Origin of the sequence: Enterococcus sp. DIV2449a (assembly GCF_051711225.1) — a bacterium.
In the GTDB taxonomy this organism is placed as follows: Bacteria; Bacillota; Bacilli; order Lactobacillales; family Enterococcaceae; genus Enterococcus_D; species Enterococcus_D casseliflavus.
Genome location: NZ_JBIOME010000001.1, coordinates 536,044 through 558,728 on the forward strand (window position 1 = coordinate 536,044; position 22,685 = coordinate 558,728).

The 22,685-nt window shown below is 39.4% G+C and carries 23 protein-coding genes; 18 read left to right on the forward strand and 5 right to left on the reverse strand.

Features of this window, described 5'->3' with window-relative positions:
* Positions 1-11 precede the first annotated feature (11 nt).
* From IGI76_RS02575 to IGI76_RS02590, 4 genes are all read left to right on the forward strand, one after another.
* Positions 12-341 (forward strand): LPXTG cell wall anchor domain-containing protein, encoded by a 330-nt coding sequence (locus IGI76_RS02575; protein WP_333718946.1) that lies wholly within the window; start codon positions 12-14, stop codon positions 339-341.
* A 172-nt stretch (positions 342-513) separates the two neighbouring features.
* A complete protein-coding gene (locus IGI76_RS02580; protein ID WP_115231767.1) occupies positions 514-909 on the forward strand; it encodes a hypothetical protein in 396 nt (131 codons plus the stop codon).
* Positions 910-1,032: 123 nt separating this feature from the next.
* The gene (locus tag IGI76_RS02585) at positions 1,033-1,380 is read left to right on the forward strand and encodes a DUF7006 family protein (protein WP_086294543.1); all 348 of its coding nucleotides are present in this window, start codon (positions 1,033-1,035) and stop codon (positions 1,378-1,380) included.
* Positions 1,381-1,536: 156 nt separating this feature from the next.
* A complete protein-coding gene (locus tag IGI76_RS02590; protein ID WP_121260051.1) occupies positions 1,537-2,385 on the forward strand; it encodes a MerR family transcriptional regulator in 849 nt (282 codons plus the stop codon).
* A 295-nt stretch (positions 2,386-2,680) separates the two neighbouring features.
* Here the strand turns inward: IGI76_RS02590 and IGI76_RS02595 are convergent, their stop codons facing one another.
* Entirely contained in the window at positions 2,681-3,424 is a 744-nt protein-coding gene (locus IGI76_RS02595) for an EAL domain-containing protein (protein ID WP_010748787.1), read from the reverse strand.
* A 134-nt stretch (positions 3,425-3,558) separates the two neighbouring features.
* On the opposite strand from IGI76_RS02595, the gene IGI76_RS02600 reads away from it, so the two are divergent.
* From IGI76_RS02600 to IGI76_RS02610, 3 genes are all read left to right on the forward strand, one after another.
* On the forward strand, positions 3,559-4,683 hold the full coding sequence (locus IGI76_RS02600; protein WP_333718948.1) for a GGDEF domain-containing protein: 1,125 nt from the start codon (positions 3,559-3,561) through the stop codon (positions 4,681-4,683).
* Positions 4,684-5,131: 448 nt separating this feature from the next.
* On the forward strand, positions 5,132-5,449 hold the full coding sequence (locus tag IGI76_RS02605; RefSeq protein WP_086339094.1) for a hypothetical protein: 318 nt from the start codon (positions 5,132-5,134) through the stop codon (positions 5,447-5,449).
* Between the two features lie 58 nt (positions 5,450-5,507).
* Positions 5,508-6,050, forward strand: coding sequence for a DUF3267 domain-containing protein (locus IGI76_RS02610; RefSeq protein ID WP_015508960.1), 543 nt, complete (start codon positions 5,508-5,510; stop codon positions 6,048-6,050).
* Positions 6,051-6,244: 194 nt separating this feature from the next.
* Here IGI76_RS02610 and IGI76_RS02615 read toward each other — a convergent pair whose 3' ends face one another.
* Together IGI76_RS02615 and IGI76_RS02620 are read right to left on the reverse strand one after the other, a co-directional pair.
* Complete coding sequence (locus tag IGI76_RS02615) at positions 6,245-6,664, reverse strand: DUF2000 domain-containing protein (protein ID WP_005232083.1); 420 nt, start codon at positions 6,662-6,664, stop codon at positions 6,245-6,247.
* Entirely contained in the window at positions 6,657-7,490 is an 834-nt protein-coding gene (locus tag IGI76_RS02620; protein ID WP_087626882.1) for an AraC family transcriptional regulator, read from the reverse strand. Before IGI76_RS02620 ends, IGI76_RS02615 begins: the two co-directional genes overlap by 8 nt.
* Before the next feature lie 367 nt (positions 7,491-7,857).
* Here IGI76_RS02620 and IGI76_RS02625 point away from each other — a divergent pair, with 367 nt between their 5' ends.
* Complete coding sequence (locus IGI76_RS02625) at positions 7,858-7,962, forward strand: putative holin-like toxin (protein ID WP_017144486.1); 105 nt, start codon at positions 7,858-7,860, stop codon at positions 7,960-7,962.
* A gap of 518 nt (positions 7,963-8,480) precedes the next feature.
* On the opposite strand, the gene IGI76_RS02630 is transcribed toward IGI76_RS02625, so the two are convergent.
* Positions 8,481-9,905, reverse strand: coding sequence for a glycoside hydrolase family 1 protein (locus IGI76_RS02630; RefSeq protein ID WP_333718950.1), 1,425 nt, complete (start codon positions 9,903-9,905; stop codon positions 8,481-8,483).
* Positions 9,906-10,072: 167 nt separating this feature from the next.
* Between IGI76_RS02630 and IGI76_RS02635 the strand changes: the two genes are divergently transcribed.
* Both IGI76_RS02635 and IGI76_RS02640 read left to right on the forward strand, forming a co-directional pair.
* Positions 10,073-10,786, forward strand: a complete 714-nt coding sequence (locus IGI76_RS02635) for a GntR family transcriptional regulator (RefSeq protein WP_005227520.1) — start codon at positions 10,073-10,075, stop codon at positions 10,784-10,786.
* Between the two features lie 144 nt (positions 10,787-10,930).
* Positions 10,931-12,259, forward strand: a complete 1,329-nt coding sequence (locus tag IGI76_RS02640; protein ID WP_005227522.1) for a PTS sugar transporter subunit IIC — start codon at positions 10,931-10,933, stop codon at positions 12,257-12,259.
* A gap of 192 nt (positions 12,260-12,451) precedes the next feature.
* On the opposite strand, the gene IGI76_RS02645 is transcribed toward IGI76_RS02640, so the two are convergent.
* On the reverse strand, positions 12,452-13,204 hold the full coding sequence (locus IGI76_RS02645) for a MurR/RpiR family transcriptional regulator (protein ID WP_005227526.1): 753 nt from the start codon (positions 13,202-13,204) through the stop codon (positions 12,452-12,454).
* Between the two features lie 145 nt (positions 13,205-13,349).
* On the opposite strand from IGI76_RS02645, the gene IGI76_RS02650 reads away from it, so the two are divergent.
* The 8 genes from IGI76_RS02650 (at position 13,350) to IGI76_RS02685 (ending at position 22,589) form a co-directional block, all read left to right on the forward strand.
* Complete coding sequence (locus tag IGI76_RS02650; protein ID WP_074536597.1) at positions 13,350-14,675, forward strand: 6-phospho-beta-glucosidase; 1,326 nt, start codon at positions 13,350-13,352, stop codon at positions 14,673-14,675.
* Positions 14,676-14,677: 2 nt separating this feature from the next.
* Positions 14,678-15,403, forward strand: a complete 726-nt coding sequence (locus IGI76_RS02655; protein WP_086294550.1) for a glucosamine-6-phosphate deaminase — start codon at positions 14,678-14,680, stop codon at positions 15,401-15,403.
* Positions 15,404-15,417: 14 nt separating this feature from the next.
* Positions 15,418-16,680 (forward strand): PTS sugar transporter subunit IIC, encoded by a 1,263-nt coding sequence (locus IGI76_RS02660; RefSeq protein WP_005227532.1) that lies wholly within the window; start codon positions 15,418-15,420, stop codon positions 16,678-16,680.
* A gap of 364 nt (positions 16,681-17,044) precedes the next feature.
* Positions 17,045-19,084: a BglG family transcription antiterminator gene (locus tag IGI76_RS02665; protein ID WP_333718951.1), complete on the forward strand. Its 2,040-nt coding sequence runs from the start codon at positions 17,045-17,047 to the stop codon at positions 19,082-19,084.
* On the forward strand, positions 19,081-19,362 hold the full coding sequence (locus IGI76_RS02670; RefSeq protein ID WP_005227537.1) for a PTS sugar transporter subunit IIB: 282 nt from the start codon (positions 19,081-19,083) through the stop codon (positions 19,360-19,362). Before IGI76_RS02665 ends, IGI76_RS02670 begins: the two co-directional genes overlap by 4 nt.
* 16 nt (positions 19,363-19,378) lie before the next feature.
* The gene (locus tag IGI76_RS02675) at positions 19,379-20,743 is read left to right on the forward strand and encodes a PTS ascorbate transporter subunit IIC (protein ID WP_333718952.1); all 1,365 of its coding nucleotides are present in this window, start codon (positions 19,379-19,381) and stop codon (positions 20,741-20,743) included.
* Positions 20,744-20,765: 22 nt separating this feature from the next.
* Positions 20,766-21,623: a transketolase gene (locus IGI76_RS02680; protein ID WP_333718953.1), complete on the forward strand. Its 858-nt coding sequence runs from the start codon at positions 20,766-20,768 to the stop codon at positions 21,621-21,623.
* Positions 21,624-21,626: 3 nt separating this feature from the next.
* Positions 21,627-22,589: a transketolase family protein gene (locus IGI76_RS02685; protein ID WP_333718954.1), complete on the forward strand. Its 963-nt coding sequence runs from the start codon at positions 21,627-21,629 to the stop codon at positions 22,587-22,589.
* Positions 22,590-22,685: the final 96 nt, after the last annotated feature.

Consider the following 22,685-nt stretch of genomic DNA (forward strand, 5'->3'; position numbering starts at 1 on the left):
GGATCTATCGTATGAAAAAACGAAAACGAATCGTTCTTTTCGTCGCTGTGTTACTGACTCTGACTGTCTGGGATCTATCGGAAACCAGCGTCGTAGAGGCGACGACAGGGCAAGTCTCTGTGACCGGTCGAATCGGTGAAACGGTGACGCAAGAGGAAGAAGCAGACGATGACAATAAGAAAACGATCGTAGCAGATGGTTCTCAAATCGGACAAGGAAAATTACCACAAACAGGTTCATCAAACACAAGCAGTTTGATCATTCTTGGGTATACACTCCTAGTACTGTTTGTCGTCGCAGTAACAAGAAAAAAGAAACACGGTGAAAGCGTCGCTCCTTAACTATAGGCATCGCTAGAAGCGTATAGGAGAAACTGTGGGGAAAACTTGCAGTTTCTCTTTTTTTGATGAAAGATTTAACAAAAAATGGACCAAAAGAAGAAACCGTACTTAGTGATACCACAAACGCTGCATAAGTGAGGTCAGTGATAGTTTTGAAAGAAGGATACAGAAGATGAAAATCAAGAAAGAAGCGTTTGAAAGAACCATCATAAATAGTGAATACATCGGGTACTATACCCATCTGCTGAGTGCAGATACTTGCCCGTATCACCAAGGAAAGCAACTCGATACCATGCGTTACTTACTAGAAAACGATCGTATAGAAGAAATAAAAGCCAGTGCTCGCTATTTATTTCCTTTACGTAAATATAAATTACCCAGCAACCTGCAAAAAGAGTATCAATTATTGGAAGAAAGTGTTTCCTTTATCTCAAGCTTAAACACCCATCTGCTGATTCCTCAAGCAGCCATTGAGCAAAGTCTTTCAATCAAGGCAGAAAATGGAGCAAAAGATCAAAAAGAGCATTACAAGCAGCTGGTTAGAGGATTGCTGGATATTCTGCATTGACGCCTGTGCCTGGGGGCTTTTTCAGCAACTAGAAAAAATAGTGAATGAATAACTAGAAGAACAAGCTGAGCTTAGGAAGAAAATAACGGGGCTTGTTCCCCTAAAAGAAAGGAGTAAAAAAGCATGACGGTATTTACTTCAAAAACAGAATACCTTGATGGATTTCAAAAGAAATTTGCGGAGTCACGCCGCGCCAATGGCGCTTTAGCGGCGTATGTTGAAAAGCAATTGGCCCTCCTTGATGAATTGGTAGCAGCCATTTCACCAGAAACATTTTGGGCGATCACCCCAGATATTTTGGGCATCGACGCCAAACTGGTCTTAGTCACAGAAATGATGCGATTCGACGATTTTTCCGACAATGAGATCATTCGAATCGTTGAAAATGATTACCGCTTTTATCTAAAAGAGCTGTGTGGTTACAATCTAGGAACAAAAGCGAAACATTCTCTGGTTTTCAATGTGAGATGAACAGTAAAATGAGTGAACTTTAGGGAATAGAGGCCTCAAAGGGCTTTTCAAACAATCCTGCAAAATCACAAAGCAATCGTATAAGCCATTTCATTTAAGTAATCATTGACTCTACCCCTAGGGGTGGGGTTATTCTTGTTTTAGGAGGGAAATAGAATGAGAATAAGTGAAGTGGCAAAACGGGCAGAGCTGACAAAAAAAGCTGTTTTATATTATTGTGAGCAAGGCTTACTTTTCCCAAAAATTCTAGAAAATGGCTACCGTTCCTTCTCTGAAGCAGATGTTATACGGTTGCAGACGATTGGCTTATATCGAAAACTAGGGTTGAGCGTTGCGGAAATCAAAGCATATTGCGCGCATCCAGAGTATTTGAAACAAATCATTCAGGAAAGGAAACAAGCAGCCCGAAAATTAGAAGAAACGATCCAGCTCTTGGACGCGCTCGCTGATGGAAGACCAATAGAGGAACTGGCAGAAGAAATCGGATCCCTAGACAAGAAAAAGACGATCATGACAAAGCTATTCGAATTGTTTCCTAGTAATTACGGGCGTTTGATTGGATTTCACTTTTCTTGCTATTTAGACGAACCAATTGAAACAAAGGAGCAGCAACAAGCTTTTCAAGAAATCGTGGAATTTTTGGATACTACAGATCCGTTCGTTTTATCAGAAGAATTGACGCTTTTTTTGGAAGAACACACGCCTTCGTTTACGAAAGAACAAGTAGAGGAAATGCGCGTGTTTAAAGAACAAAGTCTTAGTAATTACAGTGACTTTGTCAAAAACAATAAAGAGACAATCCAAGCATACCATGCTTTTAAAGCAAGTCCTGCATATCTCGATTCACCATTAAAAGAGATCGAAGAGCAGATGAAGCATTTTTACCAATCAAGTGGTTATTATGAAAAATTTATTCCTGCTATGAGGCGAGTAAGTCCTTCTTATGAAGCCTATTACCAAAAGCTGTTAGCAGCAGATGAGATGGAACAAAAACATCTAAAATGAAAAGAAAGCGAAACACCACTGGAACGTATCCTGTAGAGTGTTTCGCTTTCTTTGATTTCTGTGTGTGGGATGGATTGAGTAAAGCAATGTTCCTATCGTTTCTTCCCCTGTTTGGATAAAATCTCTGTTGGAATGATTGAATTGAGTTCAGGAAAATCACCGTTAAAACGATGCCGAATCAGCAAAAATTCTGCAAATAAAATTATTTGTGTTATATTTGAAGGGCATCTGTTCATTTTTTTAATAATCGTTTATTTTTAATCGCGTATAGTGAGAAAAATAAACGACGCGATGGCTATTTTTTTCGCTTTAATTGATCAGCTGGGGCAGGTTTGTCCAAATAAAACCCTTGTTGAAGAAAAATCTCTTCTTCAAGTAGGTACTCATGGATATCCGAGGTTTCGACCCCTTCGACAATAAATTGGATTTTACGATTGCTGGCTATATTTCGCCAGAAGTCGATCAAAAAGAAAATCTCTTTTTGGGACAGCACTCGCAACGAGATAGGCGAAAATTTGATCACATCGATTTTATCCAGCATCGGTGCAATATTTGTCAGTGAATGAATGCCTGTCCCTACATCATCCAATGCGACAGAAAAGCGCATCTTTTTTATTTGGTTGATTTTGTTCATAAGAAAGGACTTGGGATCACAGGCGATAGAAGGTTCTGTATCGTCTTCGGTGATCTCGATCAAAATACGATCATGGTAGGGAGCTAAATCAGCTAACATCAAAAAGGTTTCTGGGTAGCTGAGTTGTTGCGGGTGGATATTGAGACTGATTTTTGTTTCTTCGTTCGGATGAAGCAAGCTGAAAATTTCATTTCGATACCACTGCAGTAAACGAGTATGTAATTTTTTGTATTTGATCACTTGCTGGAAGAAGGAAAGGGGAAACCTATTTCTTTCGGTACTTCTCAATAATAATTCGTAGCCAATCACTTTCTGACTGTCTGCTTTCATTTGAAAGATAGGCTGGGCATCAAAATATAATTGGGGAAATATCGATAAGAGTTCTTGTTCTATTTTCTCAGACATTGGTTTCTGCTCCTTTCTGGGGTCGCTTTATTTTTGGTTTCATGAAGTGCAGGAAAAAAGCTTATTTCGTGCGCTGCATCGTTAAAGAATCGAGCCTTTCAAAATCATGGGCGAACGATTTTAAAGAAAAATCTATGAAAGAAAGAAGGAGTAGTGTGTTTGTCCATCTGATTTATGCTGCGATCTATTCTGTGTTAGTCGTGAGCTTGCTCATTTCGTATGATTTGTTTATCAAGAACTTCAAAGAATTGAATTTACGCCTGTCGTTTAAAATTCTTATTGGTATTGTTTTGTTTATTTCGCAAGTCTACTTTATTATATCATTTTCTTTGAACAGTATCGGTTATGTTGCGTATGAATATACGATTCCAATCTTTATTTATTATTTTGGCATTCTCAAAGAAAAAATCTATCTGGTTGGGTTAGTACCCGTCATTTTGCTGACCTTTTTTGCTTTGATCAATAAATTTGAATGGGAAGCCATGCTCTTTATTATCGGATTAAATTACATCATTTTAATCGTTACGGGCTTATTAAAGAAAAGATTTTATGGACAACCAAATCACACGGCATTTTACCTATTTTCGATTTTCGTTACGGTTGTCTCGCCGATGCTCAACGCCTTGCTTTTTTATCGCCGCGAAATTAGCGTTTGGGATGTAGTGTCTTTAGGCATTGGATCTGTGGGGATCGTTTCTTTATGGAAGTATTATTTGCAGAATCAAAAAAATTTCCTGGAAAAAATTAACACAAAAATCATTGAACGCAATTATGATGAGTTGACCAAGGTGAAAAATTTCCGCAGTCTGAACGAGGATATTTCAAAGCTGGCGCTACTTGAGAAGGACCAGCTCGTCGTGGTGATGATGGATTTAGATCATTTTAAGCGCATCAATGATCACCATGGACATCAAATCGGCAATCAAGCCCTATCCTTCTTTTCGGAAAAACTGATGACGTTTCTCTACCAGAAAAGTCCTTCCCATTTAGTCGAAGTCTATCGATATGGCGGCGAAGAATTTTTAGTCCTATTTAAAGAGAATACTTCTGATGCTGTGAAAAAAATTATTGAAGAATTCCATTTGTTTTTAAGCAATGAACAGTTGAAATTAGAAACCGCCCAACTGACCCTTTACTTTTCGGCAGGGATTTCAGAAGCAGCCTCTGTGTTAGACATTTCAGAAACCTTTTACCAAGCAGATCAAGCATTGTACGAAGCCAAAAGGAAGGGCAGAAACCGCACGATTATTTTTTCTTGAGACGTTTGCTTTTCTAAAGAAGGTTTCGCAGTCTTTTCTCAAGTAGATCGGGTGTTGTAGGAAACCAAAAGGAAAGACAAGGTCGTATGATTTTTTTAGACGAATATTTTTCAGAAGAAGTTTTAATAAAGAGACAAGGTTCGCAGGCTTCTTTGTCCAGCGTCGTAGCTTTTTCAAAAGGAAGAGAGGAAGCAATCTGGTAAGTATAACGGTTTACCGATTATCTTGAGAGGTTAATTGAAGGGAAAAAACAAGTAGAGTGCTTTTTAAGAAGTGGGAAGAAACCACTTCTTTTTTTGCACCAAGCATTGGGCAGTCGCGCTTGGCAGCATCGACTTGGTTTTCTGGCGTGTTTACAGTCTTTAAAAGCAATGGTATATTTATTTGATAAGTAAATAAAATTATTTTGTACCTGTGCGTAACGATTACTGACTAAGGAGACTTCCCCATGAAACCAATTCGACGAATACTGTACCAAAGTGTTTTGTACGTAGCTATTCCTTTGATCGTGAGTCTACTGATTGGCTACCTAGCCAAATGCTCACTCCTGATTCCTGCCTCCATTATTTATGGCGTTCTTTTAGTGTTTATGATCCCTTCCGACAGCTTTTTATCAAGCAGCGTGGACTACCAAACGAAAAGCATGAATCCAAGTTTTCGTCCTCCGCCATTAAAGAGAAGGTTTGAAAGTGCGCCAGAGATGATCAATTTCCTCTTCGTTTTAACGGCACTGGTTTTGTGTTTGCTGCTCTTATTGGTTGGGTGAAGGGAATTCATAGAAATCATGTACTAAGAAGAATGACAAAAAGAAGAGGAGAACAGCGATGAAATTACTCAAACAAATCAATTTGATGGATGATAAAAAAACAATAAAGAGATTGAATCTCGCGGCGATTCCTAGTTTTATTTTTTTCTATGTGTTCTTTACACTCTTTGTCTTAGGTGGTCATGGGTCAAATGCTGAAACTTCGTTTATTTTCGATCTTTTGATCTTAATGGTTGCATATTTTATTCTCATCATTATTCATGAATTGATCCATGGTGCCTTCTTCAAGCTTTTTGACCCTAAAGGGAAGGTAAAGTTTGGGTTCAAAAATGGCGTAGCATATGCCACGAGTCCCCATTCCTTTTATTCAAAAGGGAAATTTGCCATCATTTTATTGGCGCCATTCCTTGGCATTTCTGTGGGTCTCTTTCTATTTTATTTATTTGGCTGGTTGACGGCATCTCTTTTTACCTTGATTGCTGCCGCACATGCCGCTTCTTGTGTGGGAGACTTTTACTTTCTTTTTCTGATTGTTAAAGCACCAGCGAACAGTTGTGTAGAAGATACTGAAGTGGGGCTGAATATTTATCAAGGAGAGTAGTTTATTTTTCAATTGATCTTGTCAAAATCAAAGAGCAAGAAAATGTATGCTAGAAAATCTCTTACAAAAAAACAAACACCTCAAAAGTGTTTGTTTTTTTTATAGGACTGTTTATAAAAAACGTATATAGCAAGAAGACTGTTCGGCCGACAAAAAGACAACTTGTTTTAAACGACCGTTTTCTTATTAGCGCTTTACCGATACAACGGTAAGCTGCCAGCGACTTTATTGATACTCTTTTTCTTGCCTTTTAAACAAAGACCAAAATAAGCCAGTGTTTCTGTGGGAATCGTCTCAAGCGTCTGGCGGTATTGTTCATAAGAATTGGTGGTCTGAGCAACGTCGGAAAAATCAATGATGGTTACTTCTGGATCTGCTTGTTGACTGATCGATTCACGAATGGTCTGCAACTGTTCCTTGTTCGTTTTTAAGATAGGAATGGGAAAGTTGACAATGCCAAGGTGTTTTCTGCCTGTGGAATCGTAAATATCCTCTCCGATTCCTTCGGGAAACAATTTGCCTAAGGTTGCGCCTAAAATTGCTGCAGTATTTGCAACTAAGCCAATCGGTAATTGTTCATCGATAATCATGACACATTTTTCTTGGTTATTCATACGTTCTCACTCCATCTTCTTGGTAAATTGTTTGGTAAGCTTTCGGGGTGACCCCAATCAAGCTTTTAAAGATACGGGTAAAATGACTTTGGTCACTAAAACCTGTCAGAAAAGCGACTTCTGCAATTGCTTCTTGTGCTTCTAGTCTTTTCTTGGCAGCACTGATGCGCACCGTACTTAAATATTGAAACGGCGACAGCCCATACGCTTTGGTAAACTGCCGAATCAAGACGTACTGATTCATTCCAAGAACGTCACTTAATTCACTCAAGGACAATTTTTCGGCATAATGTTGATCGATATAGGCTTTTGCCGTTGTGGCTTTATTTGACACCGGGTCCGTTTGTTCGTGGGTGAAATCCGCATACTGAACAAGCAGGTCGTGAAGCAGACAAGTAAAGCGTTCTTGCTTTTCAAACTCATCACCGCGATCCGACAGCAGCAGCTGATGCACTGCATGAAATTCCTCTTTTTCTTTCACTTGGCGAATGACCGGTTCAGGAAAGTGGGGCGTCAATTGAGTGTTAAAAATTTTTTGTACTTGTACCGCCATGTTCTCCGGGGTTAAGTGGATATTACGGTAAACCAGCTTCTCCTCCGTGAGTTGCTGGCAGCGGTGGGCAGCCTTTGGTGGAATCAAAATCAAGTCGCCTGCTTCAACGATATAGCAGGTATTTTGACAGGTGAATTGACGCGTCCCAGCTTCCATCAAGCCAATCACATAATATTCGTGCCAATGGTTAGGAAACTCCTGCTGGATGCCGTTAAATAATAAAGCTTCTACACCAAGGGTGCTATCTTGAATGATTTTTCGTTCATTTCTCATCTGCATTCTCCTTTTTGTTACTATAACAAAAGTGGTTTTTGGTGAATAGAATGATATTGACTTTTGACTATTTTTCTTGATGGAAGACACTTGGTTGGGACTGAGAAAAGGGGCTGGAGAAGGTCGGAAAAGAGTGGATCAGGCTTGAAGAGAGAACAGCGGGTTATTTTGACGAATTTATGGAATGAATCACAGCAGATGGACCATGCGCCGTGAAAAAATAATGATAAATCCTTGGCATTTGAAAGTTTTATTGATGGAAGTATGGTACCATTTGACTGCAGTAAAGTTTGTGACGGTGGCTATCTTTGAAAGGTGGTGGTGCTTATGAATGTAAGTACTAACTCTTCAGAAAGGAGAAGCCTTTTTGTCCACAGCGGAAGCAATCGGGCTAATGATCAGTTTTGGTACATTTACCGCCATGCTGATCTTTGGTATCCTAGCCGCAGTGAAAAATGACAAAAAAAAATAACCGTCAACTTTAGCAGGAAAACGGTTATTTTTTAAGTTAATAAACCTGTCGCCGTCTTAAATGGCGCTGCAGAGGGGTTGTGGCCACAACTCCTCTTTACATAGTTAGTATAGCAAGAAGAGAGTGATTTTTCAACTTTAACAAGGATATTTTCAAACAAAATCGATAAGCGACATAGGCAAAACCTTATTCTCAATTGGAATAAGGTGTTCGATGTAGTCATTTTGGAGAAGTGTTCGAACATCTAAAAACGAATGCAATGTTTAAAGAAAAGGGAAGCATGATTATCGAAACTAGCGGCTAATAAGTTCCAGATAAATTCTGGTACATTTATTGCCATGCTGCTCTTTCGTATCCTAGCCACAGTGAAAAATGACAAAAAAATAACCGTCGACTTTAGCAGGGAAACGGTTATTTTTTTACTAACAAAACCCTGTCGCCTTCTTAAAAGGTGCGAAAGAGGAGTTGTGGCAACAGGTTTCTTCTATACAGATCACTATCGATCATATTCGTGAATGCTAATCTACCAGTCGCTCGAGATCGTAGGAAAAACCGTTTTGCTTACTTAGTTCCTTGTAAAACAAGCCGCTTTTCTTTATTGTACGTTTCTGTGTGGCTAAATCTAAAGAAACTAAGCCGTAGCGGTTTTTATATGCATTGATCCATGACCAACAATCAATGAATGTCCATAGATGGTATCCTTTTATATTACAGCCATCTTGAATTGCTTTCCATAAATAGGCGAGATGGTCTTGGATAAATTCAATGCGATAGTCATCAATCACCTGTCCATTTTCATCCATGAACCGTTCTTCATTAGCAACACCCATACCGTTTTCTGAGATAAAGGATTCAATATTTCCGTAGTTATTTTTGATGTCCATACATAAATCATAAATTCCTTTTTCATAGATTTCCCATCCACGATATTCATTCATTCGACGGCCAGGCATAATATGCGGTTCAAAGAACCATTCTGGTAAGAATGGACTTTCTAGATTAACGGCAGAAGTTCTTGCTTTGACACGGCGTGGTTCATAGTAGTTTAGACCAAGTATCTGTGCGGTATTCTCTTCAATAATTTTTAGGTCTGTGTCATTGAAATCAACGGGTAATTGGTCATATTCCTCCAGCAACGAGACTAGTTTTTCTGGAAATACTCCTTTGACCATGGGATCTAAGAAACTACGAGTATAAAAAAGATCCGCAATTTCTGCTGCTTTTTTATCTGCTGAATTTTGGCTTCTTGGGAAAGTCGGACTCAAATTGAGAATTACTCCGATTTTGCTAGATAGCTGGTATTTTTTAAAAGTTTGAATGGCTTTTGCATGAGCTAATATGGTAAAGAACGCTGCTTGAGCACCACGCTTAAAATCAATGAGATTTGGATAGTGAAAATCTTCTAAATAAGAGCCCAAGATTGGCCCCAAAGGTTCGTTAAAGGTGAACCAATGATAAACTAAGTCGCCAAACGCTAGAAAACAGGTATCAGCAAAATTTACATAAGCATCAACAACTTCACGTGATTCCCATCCCCCTTTATCTTGTAATTTTGCGGGCATATCAAAATGATAGAGATTCGCCAAAACTTTGATATTATTATTTTTCATTTCGGTAAAAAGATCTCGATAATAGGCTATCGCTTTCTCGTTTGGTTTACCAACCCCATCATTTGGAAACATTCGTGCCCATGAGATAGACACACGAAATGAATTGTGCCCCGTTTGTTTCATCAATTGAATATCTTCGTGGTAACGATGGATATGGTCTGTCGTAATACTAGGTCCAATTCGTTTATAAAAACGATGAGGTTCTTCGTGAAACCACCGATCCCATACGGTCTCTGCTTTTCCTGTTTCTCCACGCCCTTCAGATTGTTCTGCTGACCAAGCGGAGCCCCACCAAAAGTCATCTGGAAATGTTAACTGAGTTTGTCTTGACATTATCGTTTCCTCCTGTTCGTTTTTAATAGTGTAACATTGCTTTTAGTATAAATAAATACTTTTTATTAAAAATATATATCTTTTCGTGATGGTATGTTTTTAGCTGTAAAAAGACAATTTTTTATGTTAAAGTATAAGTAATAGAGATGAGTATGAGGGAGTAAGTTATGAAGAAACAGCCAAAATATATGGAGGTTTATACGGAGGTAAAGAAAAAAATTGCCAATGGAACCTATCAAATCGGCGAAAAATTACCTACAGGCGATGAACTTGCGCATGAGTATCAAACAAGTAAGCTCACTGTGAAGAAAGGTATTGATATGCTAGTATCAGAGGGAGTTTTACGAACACGTAGTGGATTCGGAACGGAAGTTCTACGCAGACCAATTGATAATTCGAAAGTGTTTGGACCAAATGAAGGTCTTTTTGATTTAGTAGGGGAAGAACATGTGACTTCTGAAATCCATACGTTCTCAATTGAGTTGCCATCGAATGAAGTGGCAGAAATTTTAGAAATAAATCAAAAAGAGTATGTCTATAATATTATTAGAAGTCGTTTTATTGATGAACAACCGTATTCTATTGAGCAAACGTTTATGCCACTTTCTGTTATACCGGGGTTAGAACCAAAGCATTTGAAACGTTCTGTATATGGCTACATTACAAATGAGCTTGGTCTAGAGATTAAATCTTCCCATATTTGGATCAAAGGTGATGTGGCAAATGACTTCGATGCGGAAATTCTTTCTGTAAAACCAGGCGAGTTTATGATAGAGGTAGACAAAGTGGTGTCATTGTCATCTGGTGTACCGTTTGAATATTCTCTTTCGAGACATTTATACAAAGATTTTATTTTTGAAGCAGTTTTTGTTGAGAAGTGAAGACCAACGAATTTCGTTGGTCTTTTTTTGATTTTTAAAAAAGATATATAATTTTAAATAAAGATATTTACTTTTTTAAAAAGCTGGTGTATGATCATCCCATAAGCAATCGCTTACAACTAAAAAAGGAGACTGATCGGGATTATGAGTAAAAAAGATGCTATTTTTGAAAAGTTCGGAATAATAGCCACAAGGCTAGGGAACCAGATTCATCTTCGAACACTAAGGGATGCTTTCGCCACTTTTATGCCTTTTATGATGTTGGCGGGATTTGTTACATTGATCAACTATGTTATTTTAGAGCCAACAGGATTTATGGGAAATATCATTGATCCAGCAACATTAACGACGATTCAAGAAATCGGGACTTCCATCAGTAATGGAACGCTAAGTATAACGACGCTATTAGTTGTTGCGGCAGTTTCTTATCATATGTGTGTTAGCAGAAATTATACAAATCATATTGCTGCTGTTCTAGTCGCTATTTCAACGTTTATTGTTCTCACCCCTATGATGACGATGTTTACACCAGAAGGAAGTCAAGAAGCGCTGGAGGTAGGCGGGGTTATTCCCGTCACTCATACTGGTGCGTCAGGAATGTTCGTTGGAATTTTTGTGGGCTTAGCTGCTACGGAACTCTTTATTAAGTTATCAAATAACAAAAAGTTACAAATTCAGTTGTCAGGAAATATCCCACCAGCTGTGTTGAAGTCATTTAACGTCCTTATTCCAATCATGATTACCGTGACTACCTTCGCAATTGGTTCATTTGCTGTCAATCAATTATTCAATATGGATGTTAATTCGTTGATTACTACTCTAATCACTGGACCTTTAAGTAGGGTAACGACAGGTTTACCAGGGTTCCTCTTAATTACCTCAATTGCAAATCTATTTTTCGGGTTTGGAATTCATCAAGCAGTGATATCAGGTTCACTTCTCGATCCGTTCTTAATTCAAAATATGCAAGAGAATATGGCTGCTTATGCGAATAGGGAAGATATTCCACATATCATAAACATGGCATTTAAAGATACGTTTGCTGTTATGGGAGGATCAGGAAATACTATTGCTTTGCTAATTGCTATTTTTATCTTTAGTCGTCGTAAAGACTACAAAGACTTTGCAAAATTATCCGTAACTCCTGCACTATTTAATATCAGTGAACCGATCATTTTTGGTTTACCAATTGTTTTCAATATTAGTTTGATTATTCCATTTGTATTGGCGCCGATTTTTTCCCTAACAGTTGCATATTTTGCAACAGCTGTTGGTTTAATCAATCATGTTGTCGTGCAGATACCTTGGACCACTCCTCCTGTCATATCTGGATTTTTAGCAACTGGTGGCGATTGGCGAGCATCAGTCTTGCAAATTGCGATCATTGCTGTGAGTGTTTTTATCTACTTACCATTTTTACGTATCGATGAAAAAGTTACCTCAACAATAGGGAATGAAGAGGCAAATGATTGAGAAGAGGAAACTTCACAAGATTTTTTGAAGTCTTCTCAAACCAAAGGTAAGAGAAACAAATAAATTGAACAAATCTATATATCAAAAAGAGACCACATAGATACATGTGAGTCTCTTTTTTTTGTGGGAATATCGATCGGTGAACTTGTGAATAGAGGGAAAGAATTACCTGAAGAATTTTTTTTTACAAATCTATTGAGTTTCCATTCTATTTCTCACGGTTTTCGCTAACTTTTCAATAATGTACATTGCCGGTATCTGTGTTGTAATATCAGCTTCATTAATTTTTTCTAGCGAAATATTATAGGTTATTGCAATATCAGCTAATTTAGAAAGTGTTGAATTAGAGCTGCTGGTAATTCCTATTACTGAGCTTTCTGATAGATTCAAATGATTTAAATATTGAATGATTTCTGTGGTCTCGCCCGAAACGGATAAAGCGACGATACACATTTTTTTTGCTAACTCAGTGGATAGGTAATTAATAGGGTAATTACTAGGATCTTCAATGCGAATCGCCATGTTAAATAGTGACGAGAAATAAAGAGAACCATATTCAGCAACAACATTTGAGGAGCCTACGCCAATAAAAATAATCAGCTCTTTTTCCATCAATAAGTGAACTGCCTCATCAAATTTATCTTCAAAGAATTTGTCTTGTGTCCGTGCTAAAAAATTCAAGAGTTCACTCTCAAAATCAAGTGTTTTTACCTCTTTTTCTTCTTTAAGAGATTCGAGATACGCACTGAGGTAAATTTTAAATTCAGAAAAACCGGTACAGCGAAATTTTTTACAAAAGCGTAGTACGCTGGCAGTACTCGTATGACTTTTCTCAGCTAATTCACGAATACTCATGGAAGCAACTGCATTTACGTCTGAAATTATTGCTTTATATACTTCAATATCCGTTTCATTTAAGTCTGGTTGATAGTCAAGAAACAACATAGTAATCCCCTCCTGTTACAAATTGTAACAGGATTGTAACCGGTGTCAATCTTTTGCTTTTGTAACCGTTTACTTAAAGGCGGTATTTATGGAGATAAAAATAATCTATACTGACCATGTAGTTAAGTTAAAGGAGTGTTTCAGGATGGATAAAGGAATAAAAATTGCAACAATTGGCGGTGGATCAAGTTATACACCAGAATTGATAGAAGGATTTATTAAACGATATGCTGAATTACCGATTTCAGAATTATGGCTTGTGGATATTGAACAAGGAAGAGAGAAATTAGAAATTGTTGGGGAACTTGCTAAACGTATGGTAAAAAAAGCGGAACTTCCAATGAAAATTTATATGACTCTTGATCGTGAAGCGGCATTAAAGGATGCGGACTTCGTTACGACCCAATTTCGTGTAGGTCTTTTGGAAGCGCGAGCGAAAGACGAGAGAATCCCTTTAACATATGACACGATTGGACAAGAAACGAATGGTCCAGGAGGGCTTTTTAAAGGATTACGCACGATTCCCGTTATCTTAGAAATAGTGAAAGACATGGAGCGTCTTTGCCCAGAAGCATGGCTGATCAACTTTACTAATCCAGCTGGCATGGTGACAGAAGCTGTCTTACGCCATAGCAATATGCGTAGAGTAGTAGGTTTGTGTAATGGACCAATTGGAATAGAACGTGGCATTGCAGAAACATTAAAAGTACCCAAAGAAGAATTATATGTTGAATTTACTGGACTAAATCATATGGTTTTTGCGAAAAAGATTTATCATAAAGGGATTGATGTGACCCAAAAAGTACTTACATTGATGACGCAAGATGCTGGTGATGCAGTTGGTCTGAAAAATATTGCTGATTTAGAATGGGAACCAGATTTTTTCCGAACACTTGGCATGATTCCCATCGGCTATTTAAGGTATTACTATCAAACAGCCACTATGTTGTCTGAGCAAAAACAATCAGCAGAAAAAGAAGGAACTCGTGCAGAAGTTGTGCAGAAAATCGAACATGAATTGTTTGAACTTTATAAAGATGAACATCTAGCAATCAAACCACCTCAATTATCAGAACGTGGGGGCGCTTATTATAGTGAAGCAGCATGTAATTTAATTAATTCCATCTATAATGACAAACGTGATATTCAAACGGTCAATACAAGAAATAATGGAGCCATCAGTGATATCGATTGTGATTCAGCGGTTGAAGTAAATTGTTTGATTACAAAACAAGGACCGATCCCTTTGACTACAGGTGAATTACCTATTCCTATCAAAGGGCTAGTTCAACAAATTAAGTCTTTTGAACGTATAGCGGCCCAAGCAGCTGTTACGGGAGACTATAACACTGCTTTATTAGCGATGACGATCAATCCCTTAGTTCCAAGTGATAGGACAGCAAAGCAACTACTTGATGAAATGCTTTTGGCACACAAAGAATATCTGCCGAATTTTTTTAAAGGAGAATGACAATGAATATAAAATACTATGTTGAGGCAAATTACCAGGAAGTCAGTAAGATCTGTGCAAAACTCATTTTAGATGTCTTGAAAGAAAAGCCAAATGGGTTATATTGCTTTGCAGGTGGTGATACACCCGTAGGAACGCTTAACATCATTGCAGAAGCAGCAATCAATAAAGAAATAGATTTATCCCAGGCAAAGTTTATTGAACTAGATGAATGGGTTGGAATCGATCCGAAAAATGAAGGCAGTTGTATATCCTATTTGAAAAGAAACTTATTCAATCGGGTTCCTATTGACCTAAAGCAACTTCACACATTTGATCCTTTAGCCGATGATTTAAATGAGGAATGCAAAAAAGCTGATAAATTTATCGAGGAGAATGGAGGATTAACACTGAGTTTGCTTGGGGTTGGAGTAAATGGTCACTTAGGTTTTAATGAGCCTGGTTCGTCCTTCGAAGATAAAGCTCATATAGTGAACTTAGACGAATCAACCCAAAGTGTTGGGAAAAAATATTTTTCAGACGAGAAAGTTGATCGTACGAAAGGAATTACGTTAGGGATAGGACAATTATTACAATCTGGAACAATGATCGTACAAGCTAGTGGAGCAAAAAAGAAATCTGCGATACAACAATTTCTAAGCGGTACGATTACAAAAGAGTGTCCAGTTACTTCTCTATGGTTGCACAAAGATCCTGTGTTGGTGGTTGATAAGGAAGTCGTGAACTAAAAGGAGGAAAAACGATGCAGGTCATTGAGAACAAGGTATTGCCTATATTGCTGAAAATAGGCAATAGTAAACACTTAGTTGCTATAAGAAATGGGATTTCCATGACGATTCCTTTTACTATTGTTGGAAGTATCTTCCTAATCATTGGTAACTTTCCAATACAGTCATGGATGGATTTTGTGTCAAATTGGGGGCCGCAGTTGAATGCACCAGTCAATGTTACGTTCGGAATCCTTGGACTGATATCTGCAATTGGCATAGGCTATCATTTAGGAAAAGAGTTTGGTGTTGATGCTATTTCTAATTCGATGCTCACAACTATCGGCTTTCTTCTAGCAACATTAAACGATGACTGGACGATAAATTTGGCTAATTTTGGTGCTAGTGGTATGTTTACCGCGATCATTGTTGGGGTATTTGTCACTCATGCTTTTAAATGGTTTGTCACTCATAATATTGTAATAAAAATGCCAGAAGGTGTGCCGCCCACTGTAGCAACTTCTTTTGCAACGTTAATCCCAGGAGCATTTATTCTGACCGTTATATGGATCGTCAGAACTTTATTAGGGGTTGATATCAATGAAATCATTACTATTGTTTTCCAACCTTTAATGCAAGGGATGGGAACACTCCCAGGCATGCTGCTATACACACTTCTCGTTTGTTTGCTATGGATATGTGGAATCCACGGAGACAATGTTTTGTCTGGAATTGCGACCCCTGTTTTCCTAAGTTATCTTGCTGATAATACGGCAGCTTTTCAAAGTGGTGTAGAAGTTCCTCATGTTTTTGCCGATGGATTTTGGATTGTCTTTATGTGTTTAGGCGGAACTGGAGCAACACTAGGTCTAGTGTTAAATATGCTCCATTCCAGAAGTAAGATGTATAAGTCGATTGGACGATTATCATTGCCGTCAGCTATTTTTTGTATCAATGAACCGGTTATTTTTGGTTTGCCTATTGTGATGAATCCTGTAATGCTTATTCCCTTTATAGCAACGCCTATGGTCCTATGTATCGGTACGTATATCCTAATGAATATTGGTATAGTAGGACCGATTGTTATTCAAGTTCCATGGACTATTCCTCCTATTATTGGTCCTTATTTAGCTACTAATGGTAGTATTGGAGCAGCTGTTTGGTCTGTTGTATCAATTGCTATCTCATATTTTATTTATATGCCATTTTTCAAAATATTGGAAAAGCAGCAAGTAAAAAACGAAGCCGCAAAGACACAGGAAACGGAAACAACGATTCCTGTTAGTATAAGTGAGTAGATAGAAAAAGCTTATTTTCCATCATTCATTAAGATAAGTCTTTTAGGTATCAGAAAATAACTTTAAAAAAGTATATTGGAAAAATGACGATTGCTTTTAATGATTCTGATAGTTTCAATAATAAAACAACAAATAGCATCAGTATCTAAGCGAATCAGTAAATGATTCGCTTTTTTTAATGTTGTATTTTTTATCCATTTGTTTCTATCAACAAAACCTTCTCGGATACTATATTGGATGTTATGGTAATCCTTGAAATCACCTCTTCGGTCCATCGTTAAAAAAAAAACGAAGTTTCAGTTGTACCGAGAAATGATGGCGATTTCATTTTGTGCAAGCTATAGTTTAGGTGGGGGTAGCAAATATGATTCATTTCAAATTGACGTATCTGTTTTCAGAACCAAATGTTGAGGCGTTTCTTGATTTGACGAAGTGGAGGGATGAGGATTTTTTGGCGGAGATTGCCAAAATCAATCAAATCACTGAACAGCGGTTGAATCAACGAATCATGATTCATGAGGGAGAAGTTTTGATTCCTTCACTGATTCAACGAAAATGGCCGGAAATTCTTTTCGATGTCCAGAAGAATACGTTGTTTTTTTCGGAAGAAGAGCGGCGGTCCATGATTTATCTTCTGACTTTTTCAGCAGTGAAAGATTTATCCGTCTATCAGTTTCAAGAGCTGTTCTATGTCAGTAAAAATACGATTTTGAAGGATGTAAAGGGGATCAGAGAGGAACTTGCAGCTTTCAAGATTCAACTATTGTACTCTCGAAAATATGGCTTTTATCTAGAGGGAGAGGAATATCAGATTCGCGCTCTTGCCTTTCGAAAGGTCAGCACGTTATCCAATACGAAAAACGGGAACTTGCTCTTATTTGAGGGAATCTATGAGCAGGATAAAACGATCTATGTTCAAATCAGAGATCGTTTGTCCGCAACACTGACTGATTTCAATCTGGTGATCGTTCCGAGTCGCTTCGAAGAAATGCTTTATTTTCTTAATTATCTATCCTTTCGGATGGCAGAAACGGCTGTTTCTTTAGCGGAGACAGAAATACCGCTGCTCCAGTCGCTGCATGTCCATCAAGTCAGTCAGCAGTTTTTAGCAGAATTTCCTGACATCAAAGATCGGAAAACAGAAGAACTTTATGTAACGATCCTGTTGAAAACGATTCTGCAAGGAGATATCGAAGATACTTCATTAGAGTTTTTATTGGAATGTGCCAGTAAGATCATTCATGAAATGGAACGGCTGGCAGCTATCGAGTTTGTGGACTATCGCACCCTTTTGATGAACACATTCTATCATCTTGTCCCAGCGTATTTTCGAATCCGCTACGGTTTTCCACTGGAGAATGTACTGATTGAAGAAATCAAGCTGCAATACAATGAGTTGTTTGAACTGACGAGACGAGCACTGGGTTCTTTAGAAGACTTAGTCGGCACGATCCCTGATGAAGAAATCGGTTATTTTACGATTTTGTTTGGTGGAGAAATCAGTAAACAAAAGGCCAAACGTGATTACTTCCAACTGAATGCATTAGTCGTTTGTCCAAGTGGCATCAGTTCATCCTTGATTTTGGAATCAGAGTTAAAGGAACTGTTTCCCCAGATCCATTTTTTGCCGGCTCGTTCGATCGAAGAGTACGAAAATGTTCGGTTTAATGAAGAGATTGATCTGATTTTTTCCAGTGCGCCGATCAAAACCAAACGACCCTGTTATGTGATCAATCCGATTATGACACCCATTGAGAAGGATGAACTGGTTAAAAACGTACAAGCGGCATTTTTCCCTTCAAAAACTGGATTGCATTCCATTGACGATGTGTTAGAAGTGATTTTGCCCTATGTTGATTTAAAAGCAGGAATCAGTAAGCAAAAGCTGAGAAAAATTTTGCAAAGAAAAATCAATCGAGAATTGAATAGAAGGGAAGACCAACGTCCGATGTTATCAGATTTATTAACAGCAGAAACCATCCAATTTACCGAGGTGCCGCTGACTTGGCAAGAAGCCATTCGAGCAGCTGCTGCGCCATTAAAAAAGACCAATAAAATTGAGGAGCAGTATATTACCGCCATGATCAATAAAGTGGTGGATCACGGTCCTTTTATCCATATTGGAAAAGGCATCGCTTTGCCTCATGCACGTCCAGAAGATGGGGTCAATGCCATCGGGATGTCGTTATTAAAAGTCAAAGAACCAGTGCTTTTGAATGATGATCCGCAACACCCCATTCACGTGTTTATATGTTTGGCGGCGGTTGACAATGAACTCCATCTAAAAGCGTTAGCGAGTTTAACTAAAATTTTGTCGAATAATGAAAAACTAACTGCGTTACTTTCCGCAACCAATGCGGATCAAATAATTGAAGTGATTAGAGAAGGAGAAGATGAAAAATGAAATTTGCAGCAGTGTGTGGGTCAGGATTAGGATCAAGTTTTATGGTGGAGATGAATATCAATTCTGTTTTAAATGAACTGGGTGTCTCAGGCGTGGAAGTGTCCCATTATGATTTAGGAAGTGCTGCACCCGATATGGCGGATGTTTTCTTTGTTGGTGGCGATTTAGCCGATAGTGCGCAGCATCTGGGTGAGATCGTGGTGTTAGACAGTATTATCGATCTCGATGAATTGAAGCAAAAGGTTCAAGCCGTTTGTCAGGAAAAAGGATTACTATAAAAAGGAGTAGACAGTCATGAACGAATTTTTAGATATTCTTGTTGATATCGCGAGTACCCCAGCGATCTTAGTTGCGCTGATCGCTGTTTTGGGGAATGTACTGCAGAAAAAAGACATTGCCACGATCGTCAAAGGGGGCATCAAAACCTTTGTTGGGTTTCTCGTGGTCACTGCCGGGGCTGGGGTGATCGAAAGCTCTCTGGCGCCATTTGGGGAGATGTTCCAAGCAGCCTTTAACATGCAAGGGGTCGTCCCAAATAACGAAGCGATCGTTGCGCTGGCGTTGACGACTTACGGCACCTATACCGCACTTATTATGTTAGCCGGAATGGCCTTCAATATTTTGATTGCCCGTATCACTCGCTTTAAATACATTTATTTGACTGGGCATGCCACGTTGTATATGGCTTGCATGATTGCGGTGATTTTGAGCGTTACTGGAATGAATACTTTTAATCTAGTTTTATTTGGCGGCTTAGCGTTAGGGATCTGTAACACGATTTTCCCAGCGATCGCACAACCGTTTACTCGAGAAATTACTAAAAATGATTCCGTCGCATTGGGGCATACGGGGAACTTCGGCTACGCATTGAGCGGGTTGATTGGGAAATACGTCGGCAATAAGGAAAAATCCACAGAAGACATTAATTTTCCGAAAGGCCTGTCTTTCTTGCGGGACTCTACTGTTAGTATCACGATTACGATGGCTGTTGTATACGTGATCGTAGCAATTTTTGCTGGGAGTGAATTTATTACAGAAAATCTTAGCAATGGCACGAACTCGATCATTTATTCGTTGCAGCAAGCCGGTTCGTTTGCCGCTGGTGTCTTTGTGATTTTAGCTGGTGTCCGTCTGATTTTGGCAGAAATCGTACCAGCCTTTAAAGGGATTTCCGAAAAGCTTGTTCCTAATGCGATTCCTGCATTGGATTGCCCAATCGTCTTTCCTTATGCGCCAAATGCTGTTCTGATTGGTTTTCTAAGCAGCTTTGTCGGTGGAATCGTTAGTTTGATCATCATGGTCTTCACAGGAACAACCGTTATTATTCCAGGTGTCGTGCCCCATTTCTTCTGTGGCGCAACGGCAGGTGTTTACGGCAATGCAACGGGTGGTGTGCGAGGCGCCGTGATTGGTTCCTTTATTCATGGGATCATTATCAGCTTCATGCCGATCTTGTTGATGCCAGTCATGGGGGATCTTGGGTTCCAAGGATCAACTTTCTCTGATACCGACTATGGGGTTGCAGGGATCTTCCTAGGAAACCTGGCCAATATGGGCGGTCAAATCGCCATCTTCTCAGGGATAATTGCGGTAGTCGCGGTCTTGATCGGATTGACGATTTTCAAGAAAAACAGTCGGGCAAAATCTGTTTCTGAATAAATAGAGGATGGAGGGATAAATAGTGGCAATCAGTGAACAAAAATACCACGAGCTTGAAGAATTAGCGGCAAAGATTCGTTTAGATACCCTTTGCAGCATCAAGAAAATGGGACAAGGCCATCTGGGCGGCTCCTTTTCAATTGTTGAATTATTGGCCGTTTTGTACGGCAAACAGCTGCGAATCAATCCACAAGATCCACAGTGGGCGGATCGTGACCGACTCGTCTTGTCAAAAGGGCATGCTGGCGCCGCCTTGTATAGTGCATTAGCAAATACGGGCTATTTTGATCGGTCGTGGTTATGGACGATCAATGAGGGCGGCACGAGACTGCCTTCCCATCCGGATCGCTGGAAAACGCCGGGGGTTGATGCCACCACAGGTTCACTGGGGCAGGGAACTTCCATGGCTGCTGGGATCGCGACAGGCCTGCGCTTGGCAGGCAAGGACAATTTTGTTTATTTGATCGTTGGAGATGGTGAACTAAATGAAGGACAGTGCTGGGAAGCCTTCCAATACATTGCCCACTTTAAACTGAATCACTGTATCGTCATTATTGATGACAACAAAAAACAGCTAGATGGGCCAACCAAAGACATTCTTGATCCCTTTGACATCCAGCAGAAGATGACTGCTTTTGGCTTTTATACAGAAAAAGTTCCAGGGGCAGACATGCAAGCCATTGATGAGGCAATCGAGCGCTGCAAAGCAATCGAAGATCAAGCGGTTTGCATTGTCTTGGACAGCGTGAAAGGACAAGGCGTTCCTTTCTTTGAAGAACTAGATGCCAATCACTCCGTGAAGTTTACCACGGATGAGATCAATCAAGCGGCAGAAGCGGCAATCAAAGAATTGACGATAAAAATCGAAGGAGGACTCTAAGGCATGTTTACATTAAGCAAAACCACTGCTGCTGGTAAAGAGCTACGAACATGTGTCGTTGACACATTAGTGGAACTCATGGATGAAAATAACCAGCTAGTTGCGTTAGATGCCGACCTTGGTTCTGCCAGCGGCTGGACAGCGATTGCCAACAAACATCCCCAACGCTTTATCAACATGGGGATCGCGGAAGCCAATATGGTTGGTGTCGCAGCTGGCTTGAGTTTAACTGGTTATACACCTTTTATCCACACCTTTGGGCCATTTGCGACGCGTCGGGTATTCGATCAGCTGTTTATTTCTGGCGGCTATGGCGGCAATACGATCAATATTTACGGTTCTGATCCAGGGTTTGCAGTCGGGCACAACGGCGGCACCCATACGACATGGGAAGATGTGGCTTTGATGCGAATGATTCCCCAATCGGTCGTCTGCGATGCAGCGGATGAAGTCCAAATGGCGTGGATCATAAAAACCTTTAGCCAATTATCAGGCATTCATTACGTACGAGGCAATCGGAAAGCGGTTCCGATGATTTATGAAAAAGGCTCGACCTTTGAACTAGGAAAAGGCAACATTTTAAGACCAGGCGATGAACTGTTGTTGATTGCCAGCGGACAATTGGTTTCTGAAACACTGCAAGTGGCAGAAGAATTAGCAGAAAAAGGAATCAGCTGCGAAGTGATCGACATGTTTACCATCAAACCAATCGATAAAGAATTGATCCTCCGCGAAGTTCAGGGGAAACGGCAAGTCATCACCATCGAAAATCATTCTATTACCGGTGGACTAGGAAGTGCCGTCGCCGAAGTGCTTGCTGAAACAGGCAGTGCTGTCCCCTTAAAACGTATTGGTGTCAACGAACGATTCGGTCAAGTCGGCACACCCGATTTCCTGCAAAAAGAATATGGCTTAGATGCTGCTTCAATCAAGCAGCAAATAGTCGAGGGGAAGGTCAAGGGATAGAAAAAGGAAGCATCAGCGAATCAATGGTTGATGCTTCCTTTTCATTCCTTTCAGATCTTGTAAAAAAAGCGTCAAACAGCGTGTCAGTCCTGCTGT